Below are 18,903 nucleotides of genomic sequence, written 5' to 3'. Positions count from 1 at the left end.
TGTGCAACTGCTACAAACGGGTGCTCTCGCCCGCGTTGGCGGCGATGAACGCGGCCAGCGGCTCGCTCTCGCCGAGCGCGTCCGCCGAGTAGCCGAACGCGGCTCCCGCCGCCTGGAGTATCTCCACGAGCGCGGCCATTTCCGCCGACGGCATCGCGGCCAGCGCGCCGAACCGCGCTTCGCCGAGCCGCTCGGCGAGCCCGGTGAGCGCGCCGGACAGGTGGCGCTGCCCGGCGACGAGGTGTTTGAGGACGGCGACGATCTCCCCGAGATCGGTTTCCGGCGCCCGGTCCAGCTCCGCGGCGCAGGCCTCCAGGTGCGCGGCGGCGACCGTGAGCGGCAGGATCGTCGACTCTGGCACGAGCGACATCCTGCCACCCCCGATCAAGAAAACCGTGGCGACACCCCGGAGCGGATCACGACGCCGCGGCGAGCACCGCCTGCTCGACCCGCTGCCGCCACGCCGGGTCCAGCTTCCCGTCGCGCGGGGAGACGGCGAAGGAGTCCACGACGGCCGCGCCGAGCGTGGCGACCTTGGCCCACTTCACCTCCGCGCCGCAGGACTGCAGCGCGCCGGCGACCCGGTGCAGCAGGCCGATCCGGTCGGTGGCCCGCAGTTCCAGCACGACCGTGTTCGGACCGCTGGTCTCGTCGTCGAACCACAGCACCTTCGGCCTGGCCGACACCCGCGTCGGCTGGTAGTCCCGTTCCTTCGCCGCGAGCTTCGCCTCCAGCGCGAGCCCACCGGCGACCGCCCGCGCGAACTGCTCGCGCAGCAGCGCCGGATCGGGCAGCGATCCGAACTTCGGGGACGCGGTGAAGATCCCGGCCCGTCCGCCGTCGTGGCCGCGCAGGACCGCGGTGTGCACCTCCAGCGAGTGCAGCGCGAGCACCCCGGCCGCGGGGGCCAGCAGGTCGGTGCGCGCGGGCGCGGCGACCACCACCGTGGCCATCTTGCCGTCGTGCGTGATCAGCACTTCGCTGCGGCCGGACGCCACCGCCGCGGCGACCAGCTCGCGCCGGCGCGCGTCGAGCGGCTCCGGCGGGCTGAACCCCTTGCCCTGCACGACCTGGCGGCACCGGTTGACCAGGTTGGCGACCAGCCCGGCCTTCCAGTCGGTCCACATGCCGGGCCCGGTGGCCAGCGAATCGGCCTGGGTCAGCGCGTGCAGCAGTTCCAGCAGGACCACGTCGTTGTCGACGGTCTTGGCCACCCGCGCGACGGTGCTCGGCTCCTCGATGTCGCGGCGGGTCGCGGTGTGCACCAGCAGCAGGTGGTGCCGCACCGCGGCGGAGACGAGCGCGGCGTCGGAGTCGGGCAGCCCGATGCGGCGGGCGACCTGCATCGAGATCGCGGCGCCCAGCTCGGAGTGGTCGGCCTCGCGGCCCTTGCCGATGTCGTGCAGGAGCGCGGCCAGCAGCAGCAGGTCCGGCCGGGACACCGTGGTGGTGAGCTTCGCGGCCTCGACCGCGGTCTGCACGAGGTGCCGGTCGACGGTCCACTCGTGCACCGGCTCGCGCGGCGGCAGGTCGCGCACCGCGCCCCACTCCGGGAACAAGCGTGCCCACAGGCCGGTGCGGTCCAGCGCCTCGACCGCGTCGATCAGGCCCTCGCCCGCGCCGAGCAGTTCGGTGAGCGAGTCCCGCGCGTCGGGCGGCCACGGCGTGCGCAGTTCCGGCGCCGAATCGGCGAGCGTGCGCAGGGTGCCGTGGGAAATCGGGGTGCGGGTGCGGGCGGAGGCGGCCGCGACGCGCAGCAGCAGCGCGGGGTCCTTGGCCGGGACGGCATCCCTGGCCAGCGCCACCTCGTTGCCGTGCAGCACCACGCCGTCGTCCAGCGGCGTGCGGCTGGGCCGGCGCGAGAACCGCCCGCGCGGCACCTCGGCCGTGGCGCGCAACGCGACGTCGACCGCGTACCCGACCGCGCGCCCGGCGCCGGAGAGCTTGCGCGCCAGCGTGAACCGGTCGCCGAACCCGAGTTCGGCGGCCACCAGCTCGGCGTCCACACCGGACAACACGTCCCGGTCGCGCCGCAGTTCGCGCCGCATCTCGGTGCGCACGTCCAGCAGCAGTTCCCTGGCCTGGCGCAGTTCCTCGCCCGGCCGGTCGGTGAGCTGGGCGACGGCGAGCGCCTCCAGCACCCCGAGGTCACGCAGGCCGCCCCGGCCGTACTTGAGGTCGGGCTCGGCGGACTGGGCGATCTCCCCGCTGCGCTGCCAGCGCTTGCGGGTCGATTCGGCCAGCTCCGGCAGGCGTTTCCGCGCGGTGCGGCGCCACTGGTCGCGCGCCGCCGTGGCGAGCCTGCCAGTCAGCTCGGCGTCCCCGGCGATGTGCCGGGCGTCGAGCAGTCCCATCGCGGTCCGCAGGTCCTCGGAGGCGACCTGGAGGGCCTCCCCCGGCGTGCGGACCGAGTGGTCGAGGCCGATGCGCGCGTCCCACAGCGGGTACCACAGCGCGTCGGCGATTTCGGCGATCCCCGGGTGCTGGTTGTGGACGAGGACGAGGTCCAGGTCCGAGAACGGCACGAGTTCGCGGCGGCCGAGGCCGCCGACGGCGACCAGCGCGACACCGGGTTCGGCGGTGTCCACGCCGGCCGCCGCGGCGGCCTTGCTGAGCCAGAACTCGTACAGGTCCACCAGCGCGGCGCGCAGTGCCGAGGCACCGAGCCTGCCGTGCCGGCCTTCCAGCAACCGGTTCGCCGCCTTGGCGAGTTCCCCCCCGACGACCATCCGGTGCTTCCCTAGAGCGCGTCCGTGCCGCGCTCGCCGGTACGGACGCGGACGACGGTCTCGACCGGGGTGACCCAGACCTTGCCGTCGCCGATCTTGCCGGTGTGGGCGGCGTTGACGATGGCCTCGATGACCTTCTCGACGTTCGCGTCGTCGGTGAGCACCTCGACCCGCAGCTTGGCCACGAAGTCGACGGCGTACTCGGCGCCGCGGTAGACCTCGGTGTGGCCCTTCTGCCTGCCGTAGCCCTGCACCTCGCTGACGGTCATGCCGAGCGTGCCCAGCTGCTCCAGCGCGGCGCGGATGTCGTCCAGCGTGAACGGCTTGACGATGGCGGTGATCAGCTTCATGCCTTGCTTCCTTCCAGGGCCGCCCCGTCCTTCGACGGCAGCGGAGCGGGGGACGATCCACTGTGGCCGCCGATGCTGCCGCCAACGAAGTCGTACGCGCTCTCCGCGTGCTGCGCCTCGTCGATGCCGCTGACCTCGTCCTCCTTGCTGACCCGGAAACCGCCGGCGACCTTGATGATCCCGCCGATGATGAAGGTCAGGACGAACGAGTACACCAGCACGACGCCGGCCGCGGCGGCCTGCTTGCCCAGCTGTGTGAACCCGCCGCCGTAGAAGAGGCCGTCGGCGCCCAGCGAGTTGACGCTGGTGGTGCCGAAGAAGCCGATCAGCAGCGTGCCGACGAGACCACCGACGAGGTGCACGCCGACCACGTCGAGCGAGTCGTCGAAGCCCAGCTTGTACTTGAGGCTGACGGCCAGCGCGCAGACGGCGCCCGCGATGACACCGATCGCGATCGAGCCGAGCGGCGTGACGAAACCGGCGGCCGGGGTGATGGCGACCAGACCGGCGATCGCGCCGGACGCGGCGCCGAGCGTGGTCGGCTTGCCGAACCGCAGCTGCTCCACGATCAGCCAGCCGAGGACGGCGGCCGCGGTGGCGACGGTCGTGTTGGTGAAGGCGACACCGGCGAGGTCACCGGCGCTCAGCGCGGAACCGGCGTTGAAGCCGTACCAGCCGAACCACAGCAGGCCGGCACCCAGCAGGACGAACGGCACGTTGTGCGGGCGACCGGTGTCGCGCGGCCAGCCGCGGCGCTTGCCGAGGACCAGCGCCAGCGCCAGGCCCGCCGCGCCGGCGTTGATGTGGACCGCGGTGCCACCGGCGAAGTCCAGTGCCTTGAGCTCGTTGGCGATCCAGCCGCCGACCGCGTCGGCGCTCATGAAGCCGTCGAACGCGAACACCCAGTGCGCCACCGGGAAGTAGACGATCGTCACCCACACCACGACGAACAGCGCCCAGCCCCAGAACTTGGCGCGGTCGGCGATGGCACCGGAGATCAGCGCCGGGGTGATGATGGCGAACATCAGCTGGAACATGGCGAACACGAGCATCGGGATGCCGTCGCCGCCGGGCCACGGGATCTCCGGCGTCGTGTCGGTCGCCGCGGTGGCGAAGCCGACCAGCTGACCCCAGGTGTCCGCCATGCCCGCGTGGCTGAAGTTGCCCAGCAGCCCGCTGAACGCGTCGTCGCCGAACGCCATCGTGAACCCGTAGAGGGTCCACAGCACGGCGACGATCGCCAGGCAGATGAAGTTCATCATGAGCATGTTCAGGACGCTCTTCACGCGGACCATGCCGCCGTAGAAGAACGCCAACCCTGGTGTCATGAGCATGACCAGCGCGGCGCTGGCCAACACCCATGCGGTGTCTCCTGCGTTCAGCACATCGTCCTCCCGTACACGAGATATTGACGGGGAGTTTTCGATTCCCGTGTTTCACGACGGCACTTCGCACGTTTCCCGCGGGTGAACTGTGCCGCCGCTCTTGTTACGAGCACGTTTCGCGCCACCAGGGCTGATATGTCCGGTCACGAAACGTCGGCGTCGAATACCGCCCGTCACCGGTGACGTTGGGTGAGCCCGCCGGTGTGATGAGATGTGGGCATGACCAGGCCCGCCACGCTGCCCGGCGCCGTCGTCGCGGCGTTGCGGTGCCCGTTGTGCGCGTCCGCGTTCGACCTCGACGGGCGGTCGCTGCGGTGCCCGTCGCGGCACTCGTTCGACCTGGCGAAACAGGGGTACGTGAACCTGCTGCACGCCGGCATCCCGGCGGGCACGGCCGACACCGCGGAGATGGTCGCCGCGCGGGTGGCGTTCCTCGGCGCGGGGCACTACGACGGGTTGCGGGACCTGTTGGCGCAGGTCGCGTCGGATGCCGTCGGTGACGGCCTGGTGGTCGACGCGGGCGCCGGCACGGGCTACTACCTCGCCGGCGTGCTCGACCGGCTGCCGGACGCGGCGGGGCTCGCGCTGGACGTCTCGGCGGTCGCCCTCCGCCGCGCCGCGAAGGCGCACGCGCGGCTGGGGGCGGCGGTGTGGAACCTGTGGGAGCCGTGGCCGGTCGCGGCGGAGACGGCCGCGGTGGTGCTGAACGTGTTCGCGCCACGCAACGCCGCCGAGTTCCGGCGGGTGCTGCGGCCGGGCGGGACTTTGCTCGTCGTGTCGCCCGAACGGGGGCACCTGGCCGAACTCGCCGCGGTGGCGCCGGTTCTCGAGGTGGATTCGCGGAAGGAAGAACGTCTCGACGCCGCGTTGTCGGAGCATTTCGAACTGGTGTCCCGGCGGTCGCTGCGGGACCGGGTGACGCTGGAGCCGGACGACGTCCGCAACGCCGTGCGGATGGGGCCGACCGGGCACCACCCGGACCGCCTCGCCGCGCTCGACGGCGTGGCCGGACCGGCGGCGGTGACGCTCGCGTTTTCGTTGTCGGAGTACCGGAGGACCGCATGACAGCCGTGCCGGCGACCGCGATCACCGACCGCGCCTGGCTGTCCGCGCAGCTGCGGCTGGCCGCCGGGCTGTACGGCGACGCCGGGCCGGTCGTGCTGGGGACGATCTGGTGGTACTCGGTGTCGGCGGTGCTGGTGACGCCCGCGCTGGACCCGCTGGTGGCGACCGGGCGCGCGATGGACCCCGCGCTGGAGGCGGTGACGCTGGACGTGGTGCCCGACGGCCGGGTGCTGGACGCCCGCTCGTCGCGGCCGCTGGGGTCCGATGTGGACGAAATCGGCAAGGCGCTGGCCGGGTCGCTGGACGCCGGGATCGCCGCCGTGGCCGAGGTGAGCGGCGCCGGAACCCGGGCGTTGTGCGCGATCGCGACCGACTCGATCGCGAACGTCCTGTTGTGGGCCGGGAAGGCGGCCGGGGACGTCGCGCGCGGGGTGTCGCTGGCCGGCGCGGTGGTCGCCGCGGTGGGCGACCACCTGCCCCGGCCGAGGTTCGTGGAGGTCGGCGGAACCCCGGTGGTGCGGCGGGCGTCGTGCTGCCTGATCTACCGGACCGGCGGGGCGCCCAAGTGCGTCAGCTGCCCGCGCCAGACGCCTTCGGAGCGGGAGCAGCGGTTGCGGATGACGTTCGGCTGAGGGATCAGCGCACCGCACGGGGATCGCGGACGCCGGCCGCGAGCAGGCCCACAGGCAGCGCGACGACGAACAGACCGAGCCCGACGAGCAGTCCGGTCTGGGTAGCCGAAGCGAACCCGTGTCCGGCCCAGCCGCCCGAAGAACGCTGTGCCGATCGTCCCGGGCCCGGCCGACAGCCCCAACTGGACGGCGGTGTTGACGACCCCGGACGCGGCGCCCCCGTCCGCCTCGCCCGCGCCGGACAGCGTGGCGAGGTCGCACGGCTCTTCGGGATGAAGGGCTGACCCCAGCTGGACGGGAGCAGCGGTTGCGGCTCACGTTCGGCTGAGGAACTCGTCCAGCAGCTTGTTGACGGTGTCCGGCACCTCGGCGGCGACGAGGTGGGCCGCGTCCTCGATGACGACCAGTTCGGCGCCCGGGATGGCGGCGGCCATCTCCTCGACCTCGCTGGGCGGGAAGGTCGCATCCTCGCGGCCGCCGATGACCAGCACGGGCGTGCTGATCGAGGCGAGCAGCCCGCGCTGGTCCGGCCGCCGGGACACGACACTGGTCACCGCGTGCCTCACGGACCGCGGATCGTTGCGGCGGGCCAGGCCGAGGACGCGGGCGACGACCTCCGGCCGGGTGCGCAGCGAGGTCGGCCCGAGGAACGCCTTGACCACCGACCGGGTCAGCGGCGGGCGGATGCCGCCCAGGAGCCGCACCGCCGCCACGAGCACCGCGTACTCGGCCTTCTGACGGGCCGGCGCGGCGGAGGCGGTGCCGTTCATCAACGTGCTGGTGAGCACCCGGTCCGGGTGGCGCGCGGCGAAGGTGGCGCCGACCATGGCGCCCCACGAGTTGCCGACGAAGTGCGCCCGCTCGAACCCGAGCGCGTCCAGGACCTCGCAGACGACCCCCGCGCACTCGTCCAGGGTGAAGGTCCTGGTGAGCGGGCTGCTGGCGCCGTGCCCGGGTGGATCGAGGGCGACGGTGGTGTACCGCTGCGCGAAGTGGCGGGCCTGCGCCTGCCAGAGCGTGTGGTCCATCAGGAGGCTGGGCCACATCACGATCGGTTCACCGGAGCCGCGGACGGCGACCCGGAGTGTGCCGAGAGCGGTGGGGACGTCCCGATCCTCGTTGATCATGAACTCACCGTACGTGGCGCGCTCGTGGTCCACCGCGCGGGAACGGTCGCCCGACCGCCGCACCGGGAGGTAGCGTCGGCCGGGTGAGTGAGCGCAGCTGGGGCTTCCGCACCCGCGCCCTGCACGCCGGCGGGTCTCCCGATCCGGTGACCGGGGCGCGGGCGGTGCCGATCTACCAGACCACGAGTTTCGTCTTCGAGGACGCGGCCGACGCGGCGAACCTGTTCGCGTTGCAGAAGTACGGCAACATCTACAGCCGGATCGGCAACCCGACCGTGGCGGCCTTCGAGGAGCGCCTGGCCAGCCTGGAGGGCGGCATCGGCGGCGTCGCGACCAGCAGCGGGCAGGCCGCGGAGTTCCTCACGTTCGCGGCGCTGACCGAGGCGGGCGACCACGTCGTGTCGGCGAGCGGGCTCTACGGCGGCACCGTCACGCAGCTGGACGGGACGCTGCGCCGCTTCGGCGTGGACACGACGTTCGTGGCCGGTGACAGCCTCGACGACTACGCCGCCGCGATCACCGACCGCACCCGGCTGATCTTCACCGAGGTCATCGGCAACCCGAGTGGCGGCATCGCGGATCTCGCCGGGCTCGCCGACCTCGCGCACAGTCACGACATCCCGCTGGTGGTCGACGCGACGCTGGCGACGCCGTACCTGTGCCGCCCGATCGAGCACGGCGCGGACATCGTGCTGCACTCGGCGACGAAGTTCCTCGGCGGGCACGGCACCACGCTCGGCGGGATCGTCGTCGAATCGGGCACGTTCGACTGGGGCAACGGGAAGTTCCCGCGCATGACCGAGGTCGTGCCCAGCTACGGCGGCCTCAAGTACTGGGAGAACTTCGGCGAGTACGCGTTCTGCACCCGCCTGCGCGCCGAGCAGCTGCGGGACATCGGCGCGGTGCTGTCGCCGCACTCGGCGTTCCTGCTGCTCCAGGGCGTCGAGACGCTGCCGCAGCGGATGGACGCGCACCTGGCCAACGCCAAGGCGGTCGCGGAGTTCCTGGACGCCGACGACCGCGTGGCGTGGGTGAGCTACGCCGGGCTGCCCGGGCACAAGCACCACGAGCTGGCGAAGAAGTACCTGCCGCTCGGGCCGGGCGCGGTGTTCTCGTTCGGCGTCAAGGGCGGGCGCGCGGCCGGCGAGAAGTTCGTCGAGTCCGTCGAGCTGCTGTCGCACCTGGCGAACGTCGGCGACGCCCGCACGCTGGTCATCCACCCCGCCTCCACGACGCACCAGCAGCTCTCCGACGAGCAGCTGGAGGCGGGCGGCGTCGGCCCGGACCTGATCCGGCTGTCGGTCGGGCTGGAGGACGCCGAGGACATCCTGTGGGACATCGACCAGGCCCTGACCGCGGCGGTGAAGGCCGCATGAGCCTGGAGACGACCGTGCCCGCCGGAGCCGTCCGGTCGGAATCGCCCCTGTCCTGGTCTCCGCCGACGGCGCGGGAGCGGCTCGCGCTGCTGTCGCGGACGAAGTCGGTGACGATCGTGGGCGCGTCGGACAACCCGGCGCGGCCGAGCTACTTCGTCGCGACCTACCTGCTGTCCTCCAGCGAGTACGAGGTGCACTTCGTCAACCCGCGGCTGTCGACGCTGCTGGGCCGTCCGGTGTACCCGTCGCTGGCGGACGTGCCGGGTGAGCCGGACCTGGTCAGCGTGTTCCGCAAGCACTCCGACCTGCCCGAAGTGGCCGAGGAAGTGATCAAGGCGGGCGCGCGGACGCTGTGGCTGCAGCTGGGCCTGTGGCACGAGCCGGTGGCGCAGCGGGCGAGCGAGGCGGGCCTCGACGTGGTGATGAACCGGTGCGTGAAGATCGAGCACGCGCGCTTCGCGGGCGGGTTGCACCTGGCCGGTTTCAACACCGGGGTGATCTCCTCGCGGCGGCGGTTGAAGCCCTGATCCCCCGCCCACGGAAGCGATCCGGCGCAACTCACCCTCCACTGAGGCTCCTCCGGGAACGGCCGTTCGTGTCAGACTCATTGGTGTGGCGGGAAGTTCCCCGTGTGGAGGTGGGTGCTGGTGATGGCGAACGGTGTGCAGGTGACCTACGTCGGCGGCCCGACGCTGCTGCTGGAGGTGGGTGGCAAGCGGTTCCTGACCGACCCGACGTTCAGCCCGGCCGGCGTGCACGAGACGACGCCGGGGCGGCCGCTGACGAAGACCGAGGGCCCCGGCCTGTCGGCGGCGGAGGTCGGCCCGGTCGACGCGGTGCTGCTGTCGCACGACCAGCACGCGGACAACCTCGACCCGGACGGCCGCCGGTACGTCGAACAGGCCCTGCTGACGCTCACCACGCCGAGCGGCGCGCGCCGGCTGGGCGGCACCGCGCAGGGGCTCGCGCCGTGGCACCAGCTGCACATCGGGCCGGTCGCGGTGACCGCCGTGCCTGCCCAGCACGGGCCGAAGGGCAGCGAGGAGCTGACCGGTGAGGTCATCGGTTTCGTGCTGACCGGCCAGGACCTGCCCACGGTGTACGTCAGCGGGGACAACGCGTCGCTCGACGTGGTGCGGGACATCTCCCGCCGCCTGCGGCGCCTGGACCTGGCGGTGCTGTTCGCCGGCGCCGCGCGCACGTCCCTGTTCGACGGCGCCCCGCTGACCCTCACCAGCGAGGACGCCGCCGAGGCCGCCCACGCGCTGCGGGCGCGCAACATCGTGCCCGTGCACACCCGCGGGTGGGCACACTTCAGCGAGGGCCCCGACGAGGTGCGGAAGGCGTTCGCCGGGGCGGGGTTGAGCGACCGGCTGCACGTGCTGGAACCGGGCGAAAGCGCACATATCAGCTGATACGTTCAGTTCCATGATCGAAACCGGCTTGCGTGACCGGACGGTTCTGGTCACCGGTGGCGCGGGCGGCATCGGCGCGGCGATCAGCCGCGCGTTCGCCGCCGAGGGGGCGCGGGTCGCGGTGCACTACCTGGCGGAGGACCCGGCGCCGCCGGAGGGCGGCGAGTGGGCGCACGTCACGCCCGCGGTGGAGGCGGCGGTTTCGCTGGCGCGGGACCTGGGTGGGGTCGCGGTCGCGGCGGACCTGGCGGATCCGGAGGGTCCACGCCGCCTGGTGGCCGAGGTGGCGGAGCGGCTCGGCCCGGTGGACGTGCTGGTCAACAACGCGGCGCACTGCGAGACGCCGGACACGATCGACGCGCTGTCGGCGGCGTCGCTGGAGCGGCATTACCGGGTCAACGCGGTGGCGCCCGCGTTGCTGATCGCCGAGGTGGCGCGACGGCGGGGCGCGGAGCCGCCGTGCGTGGTGAACGTCTCGACCGACAGCGCCAGGGCTTTCCCGGGGCAGATCGGATACGGGACCTCGAAAGCAGCGCTGGAGGCGCTGACGCGCGCGAGCGCGCTGGACCTGGGCGGGCAGGGGATCCGGGTGAACGCGGTCGCGCCGGGACCGGTGCAGACAGGCTGGATGAGCGCCGCGCTCGAGGAGGAGGTGCGCGGCCTGGTGCCGCTCGGCCGGGTCGGCGAGCCGGAGGACATCGCCGACGCCGTCGTGTTCCTCGCTTCGCGGCAGGCGCGCTGGATCACCGGCCAGGTGCTCCAGGTGGCAGGCGGACACGCGCTCTGACGCGTCCCGGGCAGCCCGCGCGCCATCAGCCGCTGCTCTCGGTGAACCGCCGTTCGAAGTCCGCCCGGCCACGCTCCGTCAGCGCGCCCCACAGGCGCAACCTGGCCATGCCGCCGTCCGGGTAGATGTCCAGCCGCACCACGCTCAGCTCGCGCGGCTCCAGGACCAGGAACCGGTGCCGCGCGCCGTCAGCCGCTGCTCTCGGTGAACCGCCGTTCGAAGTCCGCCCGGCCACGCTCCGTCAGCGCGCCCCACAGGCGTAGCCGCGCCATGCCGCCGTCCGGGTAGATGTCCAGCCGCACCTCGCTCAGCTCGCGCGGCTCCGGGACCAGGAACCGGTGCCGGGTGTCCGGCTGGAGCCGGGTCCTGGGCAGCACCTCGAACCACGAACCGTCCAAGCGTCCGCTCAACGACGCCCAGCCCGGCGCGTTGCCCTTGAAGTGCGTCGTGTCCAGTTCCGCCAGCCGCGGCACGCCCGCGCCGGCCAGCGCCACCGAGACCCAGTCGTTGCCGTCGTCGCGGCGGCGGGCCGTCTCCCAGCCCTCCCCCATCACCGCGGCGAAACCGGGCGAGATCAGGTTCGACGGCGACGAGTAGAACATGTTCGAGCAGCCCGCCACCCGCGCGCCGTTCTCCAGCGCCGCCAGATCCAGGGCCGCCGGGTCGACCAGCCGCGGGTCCGCCACCGGCGCGCCGTGCACCCGGAACCGCGCCACGCCGCCGTCCGGGTGGATCGACAGCCGCACGTGCGTCCAGCGCCGCGACGACGACACCGCGAAGAAGTTCTCCGAGTCCCCCGCGAGCGGCGACTTCGGCACCAGCGGCGTCCACTCCAGTTCGGCCAGCTCCGCCGGGCTCGGGTACCCGTCGACGGCGACCGCTTCCACCGACGCGAACGGCGGGTAGTTGCCGGTGAAGAACGCGGTGTCCACGACCACCCCGGTCACCACGCCGGGCAGCCCGAGCCGCACGATCGCCTGGTCCACGCCCGGCTCCCGGCGCCGCCGCGTCTCCCACCCGTCGTAGATCTGCCCCTTGTGCCCGAAGTTCCACGGCCGGAACTCCGCCGGCCCGGGCTTGATCAGGTTCTCCCGCTCGGCGAAGGCCTCGTCGTTGGCCCACACCACGCTGCCGCCGACTCGGCGCGACGCCAGATCCGGCTCATGAGTCCACTCCGGACGCTCGGTCAACACTGCCCTCGATTCAGCAACTCGCCCCGCGGACTGTCCCCGGTGACTTCCTGGCCCCGCAACCACGTCTGCCGCACGACCCCGCGCAGCCGGCTGCCGTCGTAGGCGCTCACCGGGTTCCGGTGGCGTAGCTTCGCGACATCCACGACGAACTCCTCGTCCGGCGCGAACACGCAGAAATCGGCGTCGTAGCCGACGGCGATCCGGCCCTTGCGCGTCATCCCCGCCAGTTCCGCCGGCCGCGTCGCCATCCAGCGCACCACGTCCGCCAGCGTGTGCCCGCGCCGCGCCGCCCCGCTCCACACCGCGGGCAGCCCGACCTGCAGCCCGGCGATCCCGCCCCAGGCCTCGCCGAAGTCGCCGCTGTCGAACCGCTTCAGCTCCGGCGTACACGGCGAGTGGTCGCTCACCACGCAGTCGATCACACCGTCGGCCAGCCCCTGCCACAGCCGCTCGCGGTTGCCTGCCTCGCGAATCGGCGGGCAGCACTTGAACTGCGTCGCGCCGTCGCGGATCTCCTCCGCGGTGAAGCTCAGGTAGTGCGGGCACGTCTCGACCGTCAGCGCGACCCCTTCGGCGCGGGCCGCCGCGATCATCGGCAGGGCGTCCGAAGAGGACAGGTGCAGGATGTGCGCCCGCGCCCCGGTGCGCCGCGCGAGCTCGATGACCCGCGCGATCGCCCGGTTCTCCGCCTCGGGTGGCCGCGACGCCAGGAACCCCTGGTAGTGCGGGCCGTGCGGTCGCGGCGACGCGTCGATGGTCGGGGCGTCCTCGGCGTGCACGATCATCAGCGCGCCGAGCCCGGCGAGGATCCGCAGGTCGGCCTCCAGTTCGGCGTCGTCGAGCGGCGGGAACTCGTCGACACCCGAGTGCAGCAGGAAGCACTTGAACCCGAACACCCCGGCCTCGTGCAAGGCGGGCAAGTGCGCGCCGTTGCCGGGGATCGCGCCGCCCCAGAACCCGACATCGACGTGGACCCGCCCGGACGCGGTCTTCCGCTTGACCGCCAGCGCGTCCGGGTCGACCGTCGGCGGCAGGCTGTTCAGCGGCATGTCCACGATCGTGGTGACCCCGCCCGCCGCGGCCGCGCGGGTGGCCGTCTCGAAGCCCTCCCACTCGGTGCGGCCGGGGTCGTTGACGTGCACGTGGGTGTCGACGAGCCCGGGCATCAGGACGACGTCCTCCCCCAGCTCCACGACCCGGTCACCGGACAGCGCGCGCCCGGGTTCGACGACGGTGATCCGTCCTCTGTCGACACCGACCGAGCACGGTCCGTCGCCCGCGGCCGTGATCGCGCGCCGCGCCCGGAAGACCAGTTCCACCCGGCACTCCTTTCGTCCGCTTCCAGTTCCCCCGCCCGTACGGTTACCGTGCGGACGTGGAACTGCAAGCCGAGTTCACCACCGAACCGTTCCGCGGCGAGGGCGAACCGCCCGAGCACGCCGTCCGCGCGCGCACCGCCGCCGAGGAGGCCGGGTTGTCCGTGGACTTCGGCCCGCTCGGCACCACCGCCCGCGGCGACGCGGACGCCCTGCTCGGCGCGCTCCCTGCCATCGCCAGGGCCGCGCTGGACGGCGGCGCGAACCGCCTGACCCTGCAGCTGTCCACGCCGACCGCCGCCAGCGAACCGGACGGCGCGCCGCCCACCACGCTGGAGCGGCTGATCGCCGATGTCGAGCGGGAGCTCGGCACCCGGCTGGCCGACCTGGACCGGCCCGGCAAGCAACGCGCCGTGCGCCTGCTGGAGGAGCGCGGCGCGTTCGCCATGCGCAGGGCCGCGCCCACCGTCGCCGAAGCACTCGGCGTCACCCGGTTCACGGTCTACAACTATCTCAACCGCGAGCCATGATTTCAACAAATTGTTGACGCTCGTCGAACACGACCGTAACGTCCATTTCCCAGAATCGGCAGCACCGTGATCCGGAGGAACACTTGACTGTCACGCTCGCCGAGTTCAACACCGCCGACGTCCGGGACCTGCTCACGGCGTGTCTGGACGTGCCCCGCTGGGTGGACGCGGTGCAGGCCGGACGGCCCTACCCCGACCTCGCCGCACTGACCGGCGCCGCCCGCCTCACCCTCACCAGGGACGAGACCCGGCGAGCCATCGCGGCGCACCCGCGGATCGGCGAAAAGCCCTCCGGCGGATGGTCCCGTGACGAGCAGTCCGGTGTGGACGATGCCGCAGCCGCGGAGTTCCGCGCCGCCAACGCCGAGTACGAGGAGCGGTTCGGGCACGTGTTCCTGGTCTGCGCGAGCGGCCGCAGCGGGCCGGAATTGCTGGCGAACCTGCGGGAGCGCATGCACAACGACCCGGACACCGAACTGGCGGTCGCCGGACGGGAACTGGTCGAGATCGCCGTGCTGCGACTGGGAAAGGCGGTGACGGCATGAGCCTGGTGACCACCCACGTCCTCGACACTTCCGCCGGACGCCCGGCCGCGGGCGTGGCCGTGCGACTGGAAACGAGCGACGGCACGGTGATCGCGCGCGGCCGCACCGACGACGACGGCCGCGTCCGCGACCTCGGCCCCGCGGAACTCGACCCCGGCGTCTACCGGCTGGTGTTCGACACCGGCGCCCACCTCGGCCCGGACGCGTTCTTCCCCGAGGTCACCGTGGCCTTCCGGATCACCGACGGCACACAGCACCACCACGTGCCGCTGCTGCTGAGCCCGTTCTCCTACTCCACCTACCGAGGGAGCTGACGATGGCGATCAAGCTGGGGCCGAACCAGTACGGCAAGGCCGAGGTCCGCCTCGTCACGGTGACCCGGGCCGGGGACGTGCACCACCTCAAGGACCTCACGGTCTCCACCGCGCTGCGCGGCGACCTCGCGAAGACCCACCTCACCGGCGACAACTCCGACGTGGTCGCCACCGACACGCAGAAGAACACCGTCTACGCGTTCGCCAAGGAAAGCCCGGTCGGTGAGATCGAGGACTTCGGGCTGCGGCTGGCCAGGCACTTCGTCGGCCGGTTCGGGCAGATCACCGGCGCGCGCGTCACGATCGACGAGCACGCCTGGGATCGCATCGCCGTCGGCGGCCGCCCGCACGACCACGCCTTCTCCCGGTCGAGCGAGGAAAAGCGGACCACCGTGGTGACGGTCGAGAACGACCGCGCCTGGGTGGTGTCCGGCCTGCGCGACCTGGTCGTGCTGAAGTCCACCGGCTCGGAGTTCCACGGTTTCCCGCGCGACGAATACACGACGCTGGCCGAGACCGACGACCGCATCCTGGCCACCGCCGTCACCGCGCAGTGGCGGTACCAGGGCAGCGGCATCGACTGGCGCAAGAGCTTCGCGGAGATCCGGCGGATCCTGCTGGAGACGTTCGCGACGAAACACAGCCTTTCGCTGCAGCAGACCCTGTACGCGATGGGCGAGGCGGTTCTCGAAGCACGCGGCGAGGTGGCCGAGATCCGGCTGTCGATGCCGAACAAGCACCACTTCGTGGTGGACCTCAGCCCGTTCGGGCTCACCAACGACAACGAGGTCTTCCACGCCGCGGACCGTCCGTACGGCCTCATCGAAGGAACCGTCCTGCGCGACGACGCGGAGGACCCGGGCCCCGCCTGGCGGTAGCGCCGGGCGAGTTGGGAGAACCCGCGTGACCACGACCGCCACACCGGTGACCGACATCCACCCGGTCGACCGCAAACCCCCGGCGCTGCAACTGGTCGTCGGCGGCGTGCAGCACGTCGCCGCGATGTACGCCGGGGTCGTCGCCCCGCCGCTGATCATCGGCAGCGCCGTCGGCCTGTCCGGCGGGCAGCTGAGCCTGCTGATCAGCGCGAGCCTGTTCACCGCGGGGCTGGCGACCCTGCTGCAGACCCTCGGCGTGTGGCGGTTCGGCGCCCGGCTGCCGCTGGTCAACGGCGTCACGTTCGCGAACGTGGCCCCGGTGATGGCGATCGTGCAGCAGCACGGGCCGCGGAACGCGCTCGGCGTCGTCTACGGCGCCACGCTCGTCGGCGCCGCGCTGATGGTGCTCGCCGCGCCGTTCTTCTCCCGGCTGACGCGGTTCTTCCCGCCGCTGGTGACCGGCACGGTCATCACGCTCATCGGGGTCTCGCTGCTGCCGGTGGCGGTCAACTGGATCTCCGGCCAGCAGGACTCCGCCGAACCGCACGGCATCCTGCTCGCCGCGATCACGCTGCTCGCGGTGCTGGCGTTCAACCGGTTCCTGCCCGGCTTCTGGAGCCGGATCGCGTTGCTGCTGGGTCTGGTGGTGGGCACGTTGATCGCGTGGCCGCTGGGCGAGGTCGACACGTCAACCTTCCGCGAGGCGCCGGCATTCGGCGTGGCGAGCCCGTTCCACTTCGGCAGCCCCGCGTTCGACATCGCGGCCATCATCTCCATGGCGATCGTGATGATCGTGATCATGGCCGAGAGCACCGCGGACATGCTCGCACTCGGCGAGGTCGTCGGCCGGCCGACGGGACAACGAACGCTCGCCGACGGCCTGCGCGCGGACGGCGTCGCGACGGCGGTGTCCACGGTGTTCGGCGGGTTCGCCTGCACCGCCTTCGCGCAGAACGTCGGGCTGGTCGCGCTGACCCGCGTGTTCAGCCGGTACGTGGTGGCCGCGTGCGGCGCGATCCTCGTGCTGCTGGGCCTGTTCCCGGTCGCCGGCGGCGTGGTCGCGCTGGTGCCGCAACCGGTGCTCGGCGGCGCCGGGCTGGTGCTGTTCGGCAGCGTCGCGGTCTCCGGCATCCGCACCCTGGCCACGGCCGCGTTCGACCGCCCGGCGAACGTGACGATCGTGGCGGCCGCGCTGGGCGTCGGGATCATCCCGATCGCCGCGCCCGAGTTCTACGCGCACTTCCCGTCGGCCGTGCGGACCGTGCTGGACTCCGGGATCAGCGCAGGCTGCGTGGTCGCCGTGGTGCTCAACCTCATTTTCGGGACCCGACGGGAACGAACTCCCGCAACAGGTTCGTGAGCAGTTCCGGCTGGTCCTGCGGCACGAGCGTGTAGCTGTCCGGCACCTCGACCAGCCGCGCGTCCGGGAACAGCGCCGCCAGCCGCGGCCCGTGCTCGCGGGGCATGAGCTTGTCCTCCTTCGCCCACACCACGAGCACGGGCCCGGTGAACTCCCCCAGCCTGCCGGACCACTCCAGCAGCGTCTCCTTCGGCGGCGTGTGCAGGCCGTACTTCAGCATGTCCCGCATGATCGCCGGGTTCTCGCGGGCCGGGCCGAACCAGCTGTCCATGACCTCAGCGGGCACCGGCGTCTTGCTCATCCACCCCCAGGAACCCGGCGCGCGCTGGACGAACCGGAACTTCAGCAGGTGCAGCATGGCTTTCAGGCCGCCGGGGATCCGCGCGACGCGGACGAGCATGCGCCCGGACAAGCCCGGCGGGAAGTTGTCGAACGCCTCGCACGCCACGAGTGCCAGCCTGCCGACCCGGTCGGCCAGCCCTTCGCTGATCAGGAACTGCGCGCCGCCCCAGTCGTTGAGGACCAGCGTCACGTCCCGCAGGTCGAGCGCCTCCAGGAACTCGGCCAGCAGCCGCACGTGACCGCGCAGCGACAGGTCGGCGTCCGGCTTCATCGGCTTCCGGTGCGAGCCCAGCGGCCAGTTCGGCAGCACGCACCGGTACTCCCCCAGGCCCGGCACGACCTTGCGCCACACGGTGTTGTCGATGGTCAGGCCGTGCAGGAAGACGATCACCGGCCCCCCACCGCCGGTGTCGTCGTACTCGATCGTCCCCGCGGACAGTTCGACCTCGGGCATCTCCGCCCCCTCGGATTTGATAGATCGCTCTAGCGGGAGAGTAGCTAGGATCGGTGACGTGGGCAACACCAAAGAACGGATCCTGGCCGCGAGCGCGGAGCTGTTCCGGCGCAACGGCTACACCGGGACGGGCCTGAAGCAGATCGTCAGCGAGGCGAGCGCGCCGTTCGGCTCGATCTACCACTTCTTCCCGGGCGGCAAGGAACAGCTGGCCGAGGAGGTGATCCGCAGCTCCGGCATGGCGTACGGGAAGCTGTTCGACCTGCTGATCGCGCCGGCGCCGGACCTGGTCACCGGGCTGGAGCAGGCCTTCGCCGCCGCCGCGGTGACGTTGCGGGAGACCGACTACGCCGACGCGTGCCCGATCGCCACCGTGGCGCTGGAGGTGGCGAGCACGAACGAGACCTTGCGCCGGGCGACGGCGGAGGTGTTCGAGTCGTGGATCGCCACCGGGACGGGTGTTTTCACGCGTTTCGGCCTGAGCGAGGACGACGCCCGGCGGCTGACGATCGCGGTGATCAGCGCGCTGGAAGGGGCCTTCGTGCTCAGCCGCTCCCTGCGGGACGTGGAGCCGCTGGCCATCGCCGGGGAGGCCGCCGTGGCGACCGCTCGTGAAATGCTCACCGGGCGGGCCCGCGGGTAGTGTCGGCTTCATGAGTTCTGCCATCGATCTGCACGGCCAGCCGCACGTCGACCGCTACCTGGAGACCGACGGCGAGGACGGCTACCACTGGCGCAACGGGACGACGATCCTGATCCTGTTCACGAAGGGCCGCAAGTCCGGGCAGGAGCGCAGGCACGCCCTGATCTTCCGCGAGCACGAGGGCGCGTACCTGGTGGTGGCGTCCAAGGGCGGCACCGACGCGCCGCCGGCGTGGTTCGTCAACCTGCAGGCCGACCCGAACGTCGAGGTCCAGATCAAGGGCGAGCGCTTCAAGGCGGTCGCGAGGGTCGCCACGCCCGACGAGAAGCCCGCGATGTGGGCGAAGATGGCCGAGGTGTGGCCGGACTACGACGAGTACCAGAAGAAGACCACGCGGGAGATCCCCGTGGTGGTGCTGGAACGCGCCTGATTCCTGGCTGGGTTCCGGCGCCGCTGATGGTG

The 18,903-nt window shown here is 72.2% G+C and carries 21 protein-coding genes and 1 pseudogene; 13 read left to right on the top strand and 9 right to left on the bottom strand.

Annotated features, from left to right (window positions below; genetic code table 11):
* Positions 1 to 10: 10 nt before the first annotated feature.
* From AMY39116_RS0313305 to AMY39116_RS0313290, 4 genes are read right to left on the bottom strand one after another with little or no spacing between them, the layout of a single operon-like run.
* Complete coding sequence (locus tag AMY39116_RS0313305) at positions 11 to 370, bottom strand: hypothetical protein (RefSeq protein WP_020418146.1); 360 nt, start codon at positions 368 to 370, stop codon at positions 11 to 13.
* 46 nt (positions 371 to 416) lie between these two features.
* A complete protein-coding gene (locus AMY39116_RS0313300) occupies positions 417 to 2,729 on the bottom strand; it encodes a [protein-PII] uridylyltransferase (RefSeq protein WP_020418145.1) in 2,313 nt (770 codons plus the stop codon).
* Between the two features lie 11 nt (positions 2,730 to 2,740).
* Complete coding sequence (locus tag AMY39116_RS0313295) at positions 2,741 to 3,079, bottom strand: P-II family nitrogen regulator (protein WP_017987570.1); 339 nt, start codon at positions 3,077 to 3,079, stop codon at positions 2,741 to 2,743.
* Positions 3,076 to 4,464, bottom strand: coding sequence for an ammonium transporter (locus AMY39116_RS0313290; protein WP_051123526.1), 1,389 nt, complete (start codon positions 4,462 to 4,464; stop codon positions 3,076 to 3,078). Before AMY39116_RS0313290 ends, AMY39116_RS0313295 begins: the two co-directional genes overlap by 4 nt.
* Before the next feature lie 219 nt (positions 4,465 to 4,683).
* Here AMY39116_RS0313290 and AMY39116_RS0313285 point away from each other — a divergent pair, with 219 nt between their 5' ends.
* Positions 4,684 to 5,529, top strand: a complete 846-nt coding sequence (locus AMY39116_RS0313285; RefSeq protein WP_020418143.1) for a putative RNA methyltransferase — start codon at positions 4,684 to 4,686, stop codon at positions 5,527 to 5,529.
* Positions 5,526 to 6,161, top strand: coding sequence for a (2Fe-2S)-binding protein (locus AMY39116_RS0313280; protein ID WP_020418142.1), 636 nt, complete (start codon positions 5,526 to 5,528; stop codon positions 6,159 to 6,161). The genes AMY39116_RS0313285 and AMY39116_RS0313280 overlap by 4 nt, the downstream gene beginning before the upstream one ends.
* A 314-nt stretch (positions 6,162 to 6,475) precedes the next feature.
* On the opposite strand, the gene AMY39116_RS0313275 is transcribed toward AMY39116_RS0313280, so the two are convergent.
* Positions 6,476 to 7,288, bottom strand: a complete 813-nt coding sequence (locus AMY39116_RS0313275) for an alpha/beta fold hydrolase (protein ID WP_039791482.1) — start codon at positions 7,286 to 7,288, stop codon at positions 6,476 to 6,478.
* An 83-nt stretch (positions 7,289 to 7,371) separates the two neighbouring features.
* On the opposite strand from AMY39116_RS0313275, the gene AMY39116_RS0313270 reads away from it, so the two are divergent.
* From AMY39116_RS0313270 to AMY39116_RS0313255, 4 genes are all read left to right on the top strand, one after another.
* Positions 7,372 to 8,664 carry an O-acetylhomoserine aminocarboxypropyltransferase/cysteine synthase family protein gene (locus tag AMY39116_RS0313270; RefSeq protein ID WP_020418140.1) on the top strand — a complete coding sequence of 431 codons (1,293 nt, stop codon included), beginning with the start codon at positions 7,372 to 7,374 and terminating at the stop codon, positions 8,662 to 8,664.
* A complete protein-coding gene (locus AMY39116_RS0313265) occupies positions 8,661 to 9,191 on the top strand; it encodes a CoA-binding protein (protein ID WP_020418139.1) in 531 nt (176 codons plus the stop codon). Before AMY39116_RS0313270 ends, AMY39116_RS0313265 begins: the two co-directional genes overlap by 4 nt.
* Before the next feature lie 114 nt (positions 9,192 to 9,305).
* Complete coding sequence (locus AMY39116_RS0313260; protein WP_020418138.1) at positions 9,306 to 10,079, top strand: MBL fold metallo-hydrolase; 774 nt, start codon at positions 9,306 to 9,308, stop codon at positions 10,077 to 10,079.
* 13 nt (positions 10,080 to 10,092) lie between these two features.
* Positions 10,093 to 10,866: an SDR family NAD(P)-dependent oxidoreductase gene (locus AMY39116_RS0313255; protein WP_020418137.1), complete on the top strand. Its 774-nt coding sequence runs from the start codon at positions 10,093 to 10,095 to the stop codon at positions 10,864 to 10,866.
* A 25-nt stretch (positions 10,867 to 10,891) separates the two neighbouring features.
* On the opposite strand, the pseudogene AMY39116_RS47810 reads toward AMY39116_RS0313255, so the two are convergent.
* The 3 genes and pseudogenes from AMY39116_RS47810 to allB form a co-directional block, all read right to left on the bottom strand.
* A pseudogene (locus AMY39116_RS47810) lies at positions 10,892 to 11,065 on the bottom strand (hypothetical protein); the annotation flags it as partial.
* Complete coding sequence (gene alc / locus AMY39116_RS0313245) at positions 11,055 to 12,059, bottom strand: allantoicase (RefSeq protein WP_027935877.1); 1,005 nt, start codon at positions 12,057 to 12,059, stop codon at positions 11,055 to 11,057. The gene alc and the pseudogene AMY39116_RS47810, both read right to left, overlap by 11 nt.
* The gene (gene allB / locus AMY39116_RS0313240) at positions 12,053 to 13,378 is read right to left on the bottom strand and encodes an allantoinase AllB (protein WP_020418134.1); all 1,326 of its coding nucleotides are present in this window, start codon (positions 13,376 to 13,378) and stop codon (positions 12,053 to 12,055) included. Before allB ends, alc begins: the two co-directional genes overlap by 7 nt.
* A 56-nt stretch (positions 13,379 to 13,434) precedes the next feature.
* Between allB and AMY39116_RS0313235 the strand changes: the two genes are divergently transcribed.
* From AMY39116_RS0313235 to AMY39116_RS0313215, 5 genes are all read left to right on the top strand, one after another.
* Positions 13,435 to 13,905, top strand: coding sequence for a helix-turn-helix domain-containing protein (locus AMY39116_RS0313235; protein ID WP_020418133.1), 471 nt, complete (start codon positions 13,435 to 13,437; stop codon positions 13,903 to 13,905).
* Positions 13,906 to 13,988: 83 nt separating this feature from the next.
* Positions 13,989 to 14,450: a 2-oxo-4-hydroxy-4-carboxy-5-ureidoimidazoline decarboxylase gene (locus AMY39116_RS0313230; RefSeq protein ID WP_020418132.1), complete on the top strand. Its 462-nt coding sequence runs from the start codon at positions 13,989 to 13,991 to the stop codon at positions 14,448 to 14,450.
* Positions 14,447 to 14,764, top strand: coding sequence for a hydroxyisourate hydrolase (gene uraH / locus AMY39116_RS0313225; protein ID WP_020418131.1), 318 nt, complete (start codon positions 14,447 to 14,449; stop codon positions 14,762 to 14,764). Before AMY39116_RS0313230 ends, uraH begins: the two co-directional genes overlap by 4 nt.
* A 2-nt stretch (positions 14,765 to 14,766) precedes the next feature.
* Complete coding sequence (gene pucL / locus AMY39116_RS0313220; RefSeq protein ID WP_020418130.1) at positions 14,767 to 15,642, top strand: factor-independent urate hydroxylase; 876 nt, start codon at positions 14,767 to 14,769, stop codon at positions 15,640 to 15,642.
* Between the two features lie 25 nt (positions 15,643 to 15,667).
* Positions 15,668 to 17,002, top strand: coding sequence for a nucleobase:cation symporter-2 family protein (locus AMY39116_RS0313215; RefSeq protein WP_020418129.1), 1,335 nt, complete (start codon positions 15,668 to 15,670; stop codon positions 17,000 to 17,002).
* Here the strand turns inward: AMY39116_RS0313215 and AMY39116_RS0313210 are convergent.
* Positions 16,956 to 17,798: an alpha/beta fold hydrolase gene (locus AMY39116_RS0313210; RefSeq protein ID WP_020418128.1), complete on the bottom strand. Its 843-nt coding sequence runs from the start codon at positions 17,796 to 17,798 to the stop codon at positions 16,956 to 16,958. The two genes, AMY39116_RS0313215 and AMY39116_RS0313210, sit on opposite strands and share 47 nt — an antisense overlap.
* Before the next feature lie 58 nt (positions 17,799 to 17,856).
* Here AMY39116_RS0313210 and AMY39116_RS0313205 point away from each other — a divergent pair, with 58 nt between their 5' ends.
* Together AMY39116_RS0313205 and AMY39116_RS0313200 are read left to right on the top strand one after the other, a co-directional pair.
* A complete protein-coding gene (locus AMY39116_RS0313205) occupies positions 17,857 to 18,441 on the top strand; it encodes a TetR/AcrR family transcriptional regulator (RefSeq protein ID WP_020418127.1) in 585 nt (194 codons plus the stop codon).
* Between the two features lie 10 nt (positions 18,442 to 18,451).
* Positions 18,452 to 18,871, top strand: coding sequence for a nitroreductase family deazaflavin-dependent oxidoreductase (locus AMY39116_RS0313200; RefSeq protein WP_020418126.1), 420 nt, complete (start codon positions 18,452 to 18,454; stop codon positions 18,869 to 18,871).
* The last annotated feature ends 32 nt before the right edge of the window (positions 18,872 to 18,903 follow it).

The sequence above is a fragment of the Amycolatopsis sp. ATCC 39116 genome (genome assembly GCF_000231075.2).
Classification (GTDB): Bacteria; Actinomycetota; Actinomycetes; order Mycobacteriales; family Pseudonocardiaceae; genus Amycolatopsis_E; species Amycolatopsis_E tucumanensis.
This window is presented reverse-complemented; position numbering and strand designations above follow the sequence as displayed.

Coding starts and splice junctions, on each gene's coding strand:
- AMY39116_RS0313305 (WP_020418146.1), bottom strand. CDS start 370: ATGTCGCTCGTGCCAGAGTCGACGATCCTGCCGCTCACGGTCGCCGCC.
- AMY39116_RS0313300 (WP_020418145.1), bottom strand. CDS start 2,729: ATGGTCGTCGGGGGGGAACTCGCCAAGGCGGCGAACCGGTTGCTGGAA.
- AMY39116_RS0313295 (WP_017987570.1), bottom strand. CDS start 3,079: ATGAAGCTGATCACCGCCATCGTCAAGCCGTTCACGCTGGACGACATC.
- AMY39116_RS0313285 (WP_020418143.1), top strand. CDS start 4,684: ATGACCAGGCCCGCCACGCTGCCCGGCGCCGTCGTCGCGGCGTTGCGG.
- AMY39116_RS0313280 (WP_020418142.1), top strand. CDS start 5,526: ATGACAGCCGTGCCGGCGACCGCGATCACCGACCGCGCCTGGCTGTCC.
- AMY39116_RS0313275 (WP_039791482.1), bottom strand. CDS start 7,288: ATGATCAACGAGGATCGGGACGTCCCCACCGCTCTCGGCACACTCCGG.
- AMY39116_RS0313265 (WP_020418139.1), top strand. CDS start 8,661: ATGAGCCTGGAGACGACCGTGCCCGCCGGAGCCGTCCGGTCGGAATCG.
- AMY39116_RS0313255 (WP_020418137.1), top strand. CDS start 10,093: ATGATCGAAACCGGCTTGCGTGACCGGACGGTTCTGGTCACCGGTGGC.
- uraH (WP_020418131.1), top strand. CDS start 14,447: ATGAGCCTGGTGACCACCCACGTCCTCGACACTTCCGCCGGACGCCCG.
- pucL (WP_020418130.1), top strand. CDS start 14,767: ATGGCGATCAAGCTGGGGCCGAACCAGTACGGCAAGGCCGAGGTCCGC.
- AMY39116_RS0313210 (WP_020418128.1), bottom strand. CDS start 17,798: ATGCCCGAGGTCGAACTGTCCGCGGGGACGATCGAGTACGACGACACC.
- AMY39116_RS0313200 (WP_020418126.1), top strand. CDS start 18,452: ATGAGTTCTGCCATCGATCTGCACGGCCAGCCGCACGTCGACCGCTAC.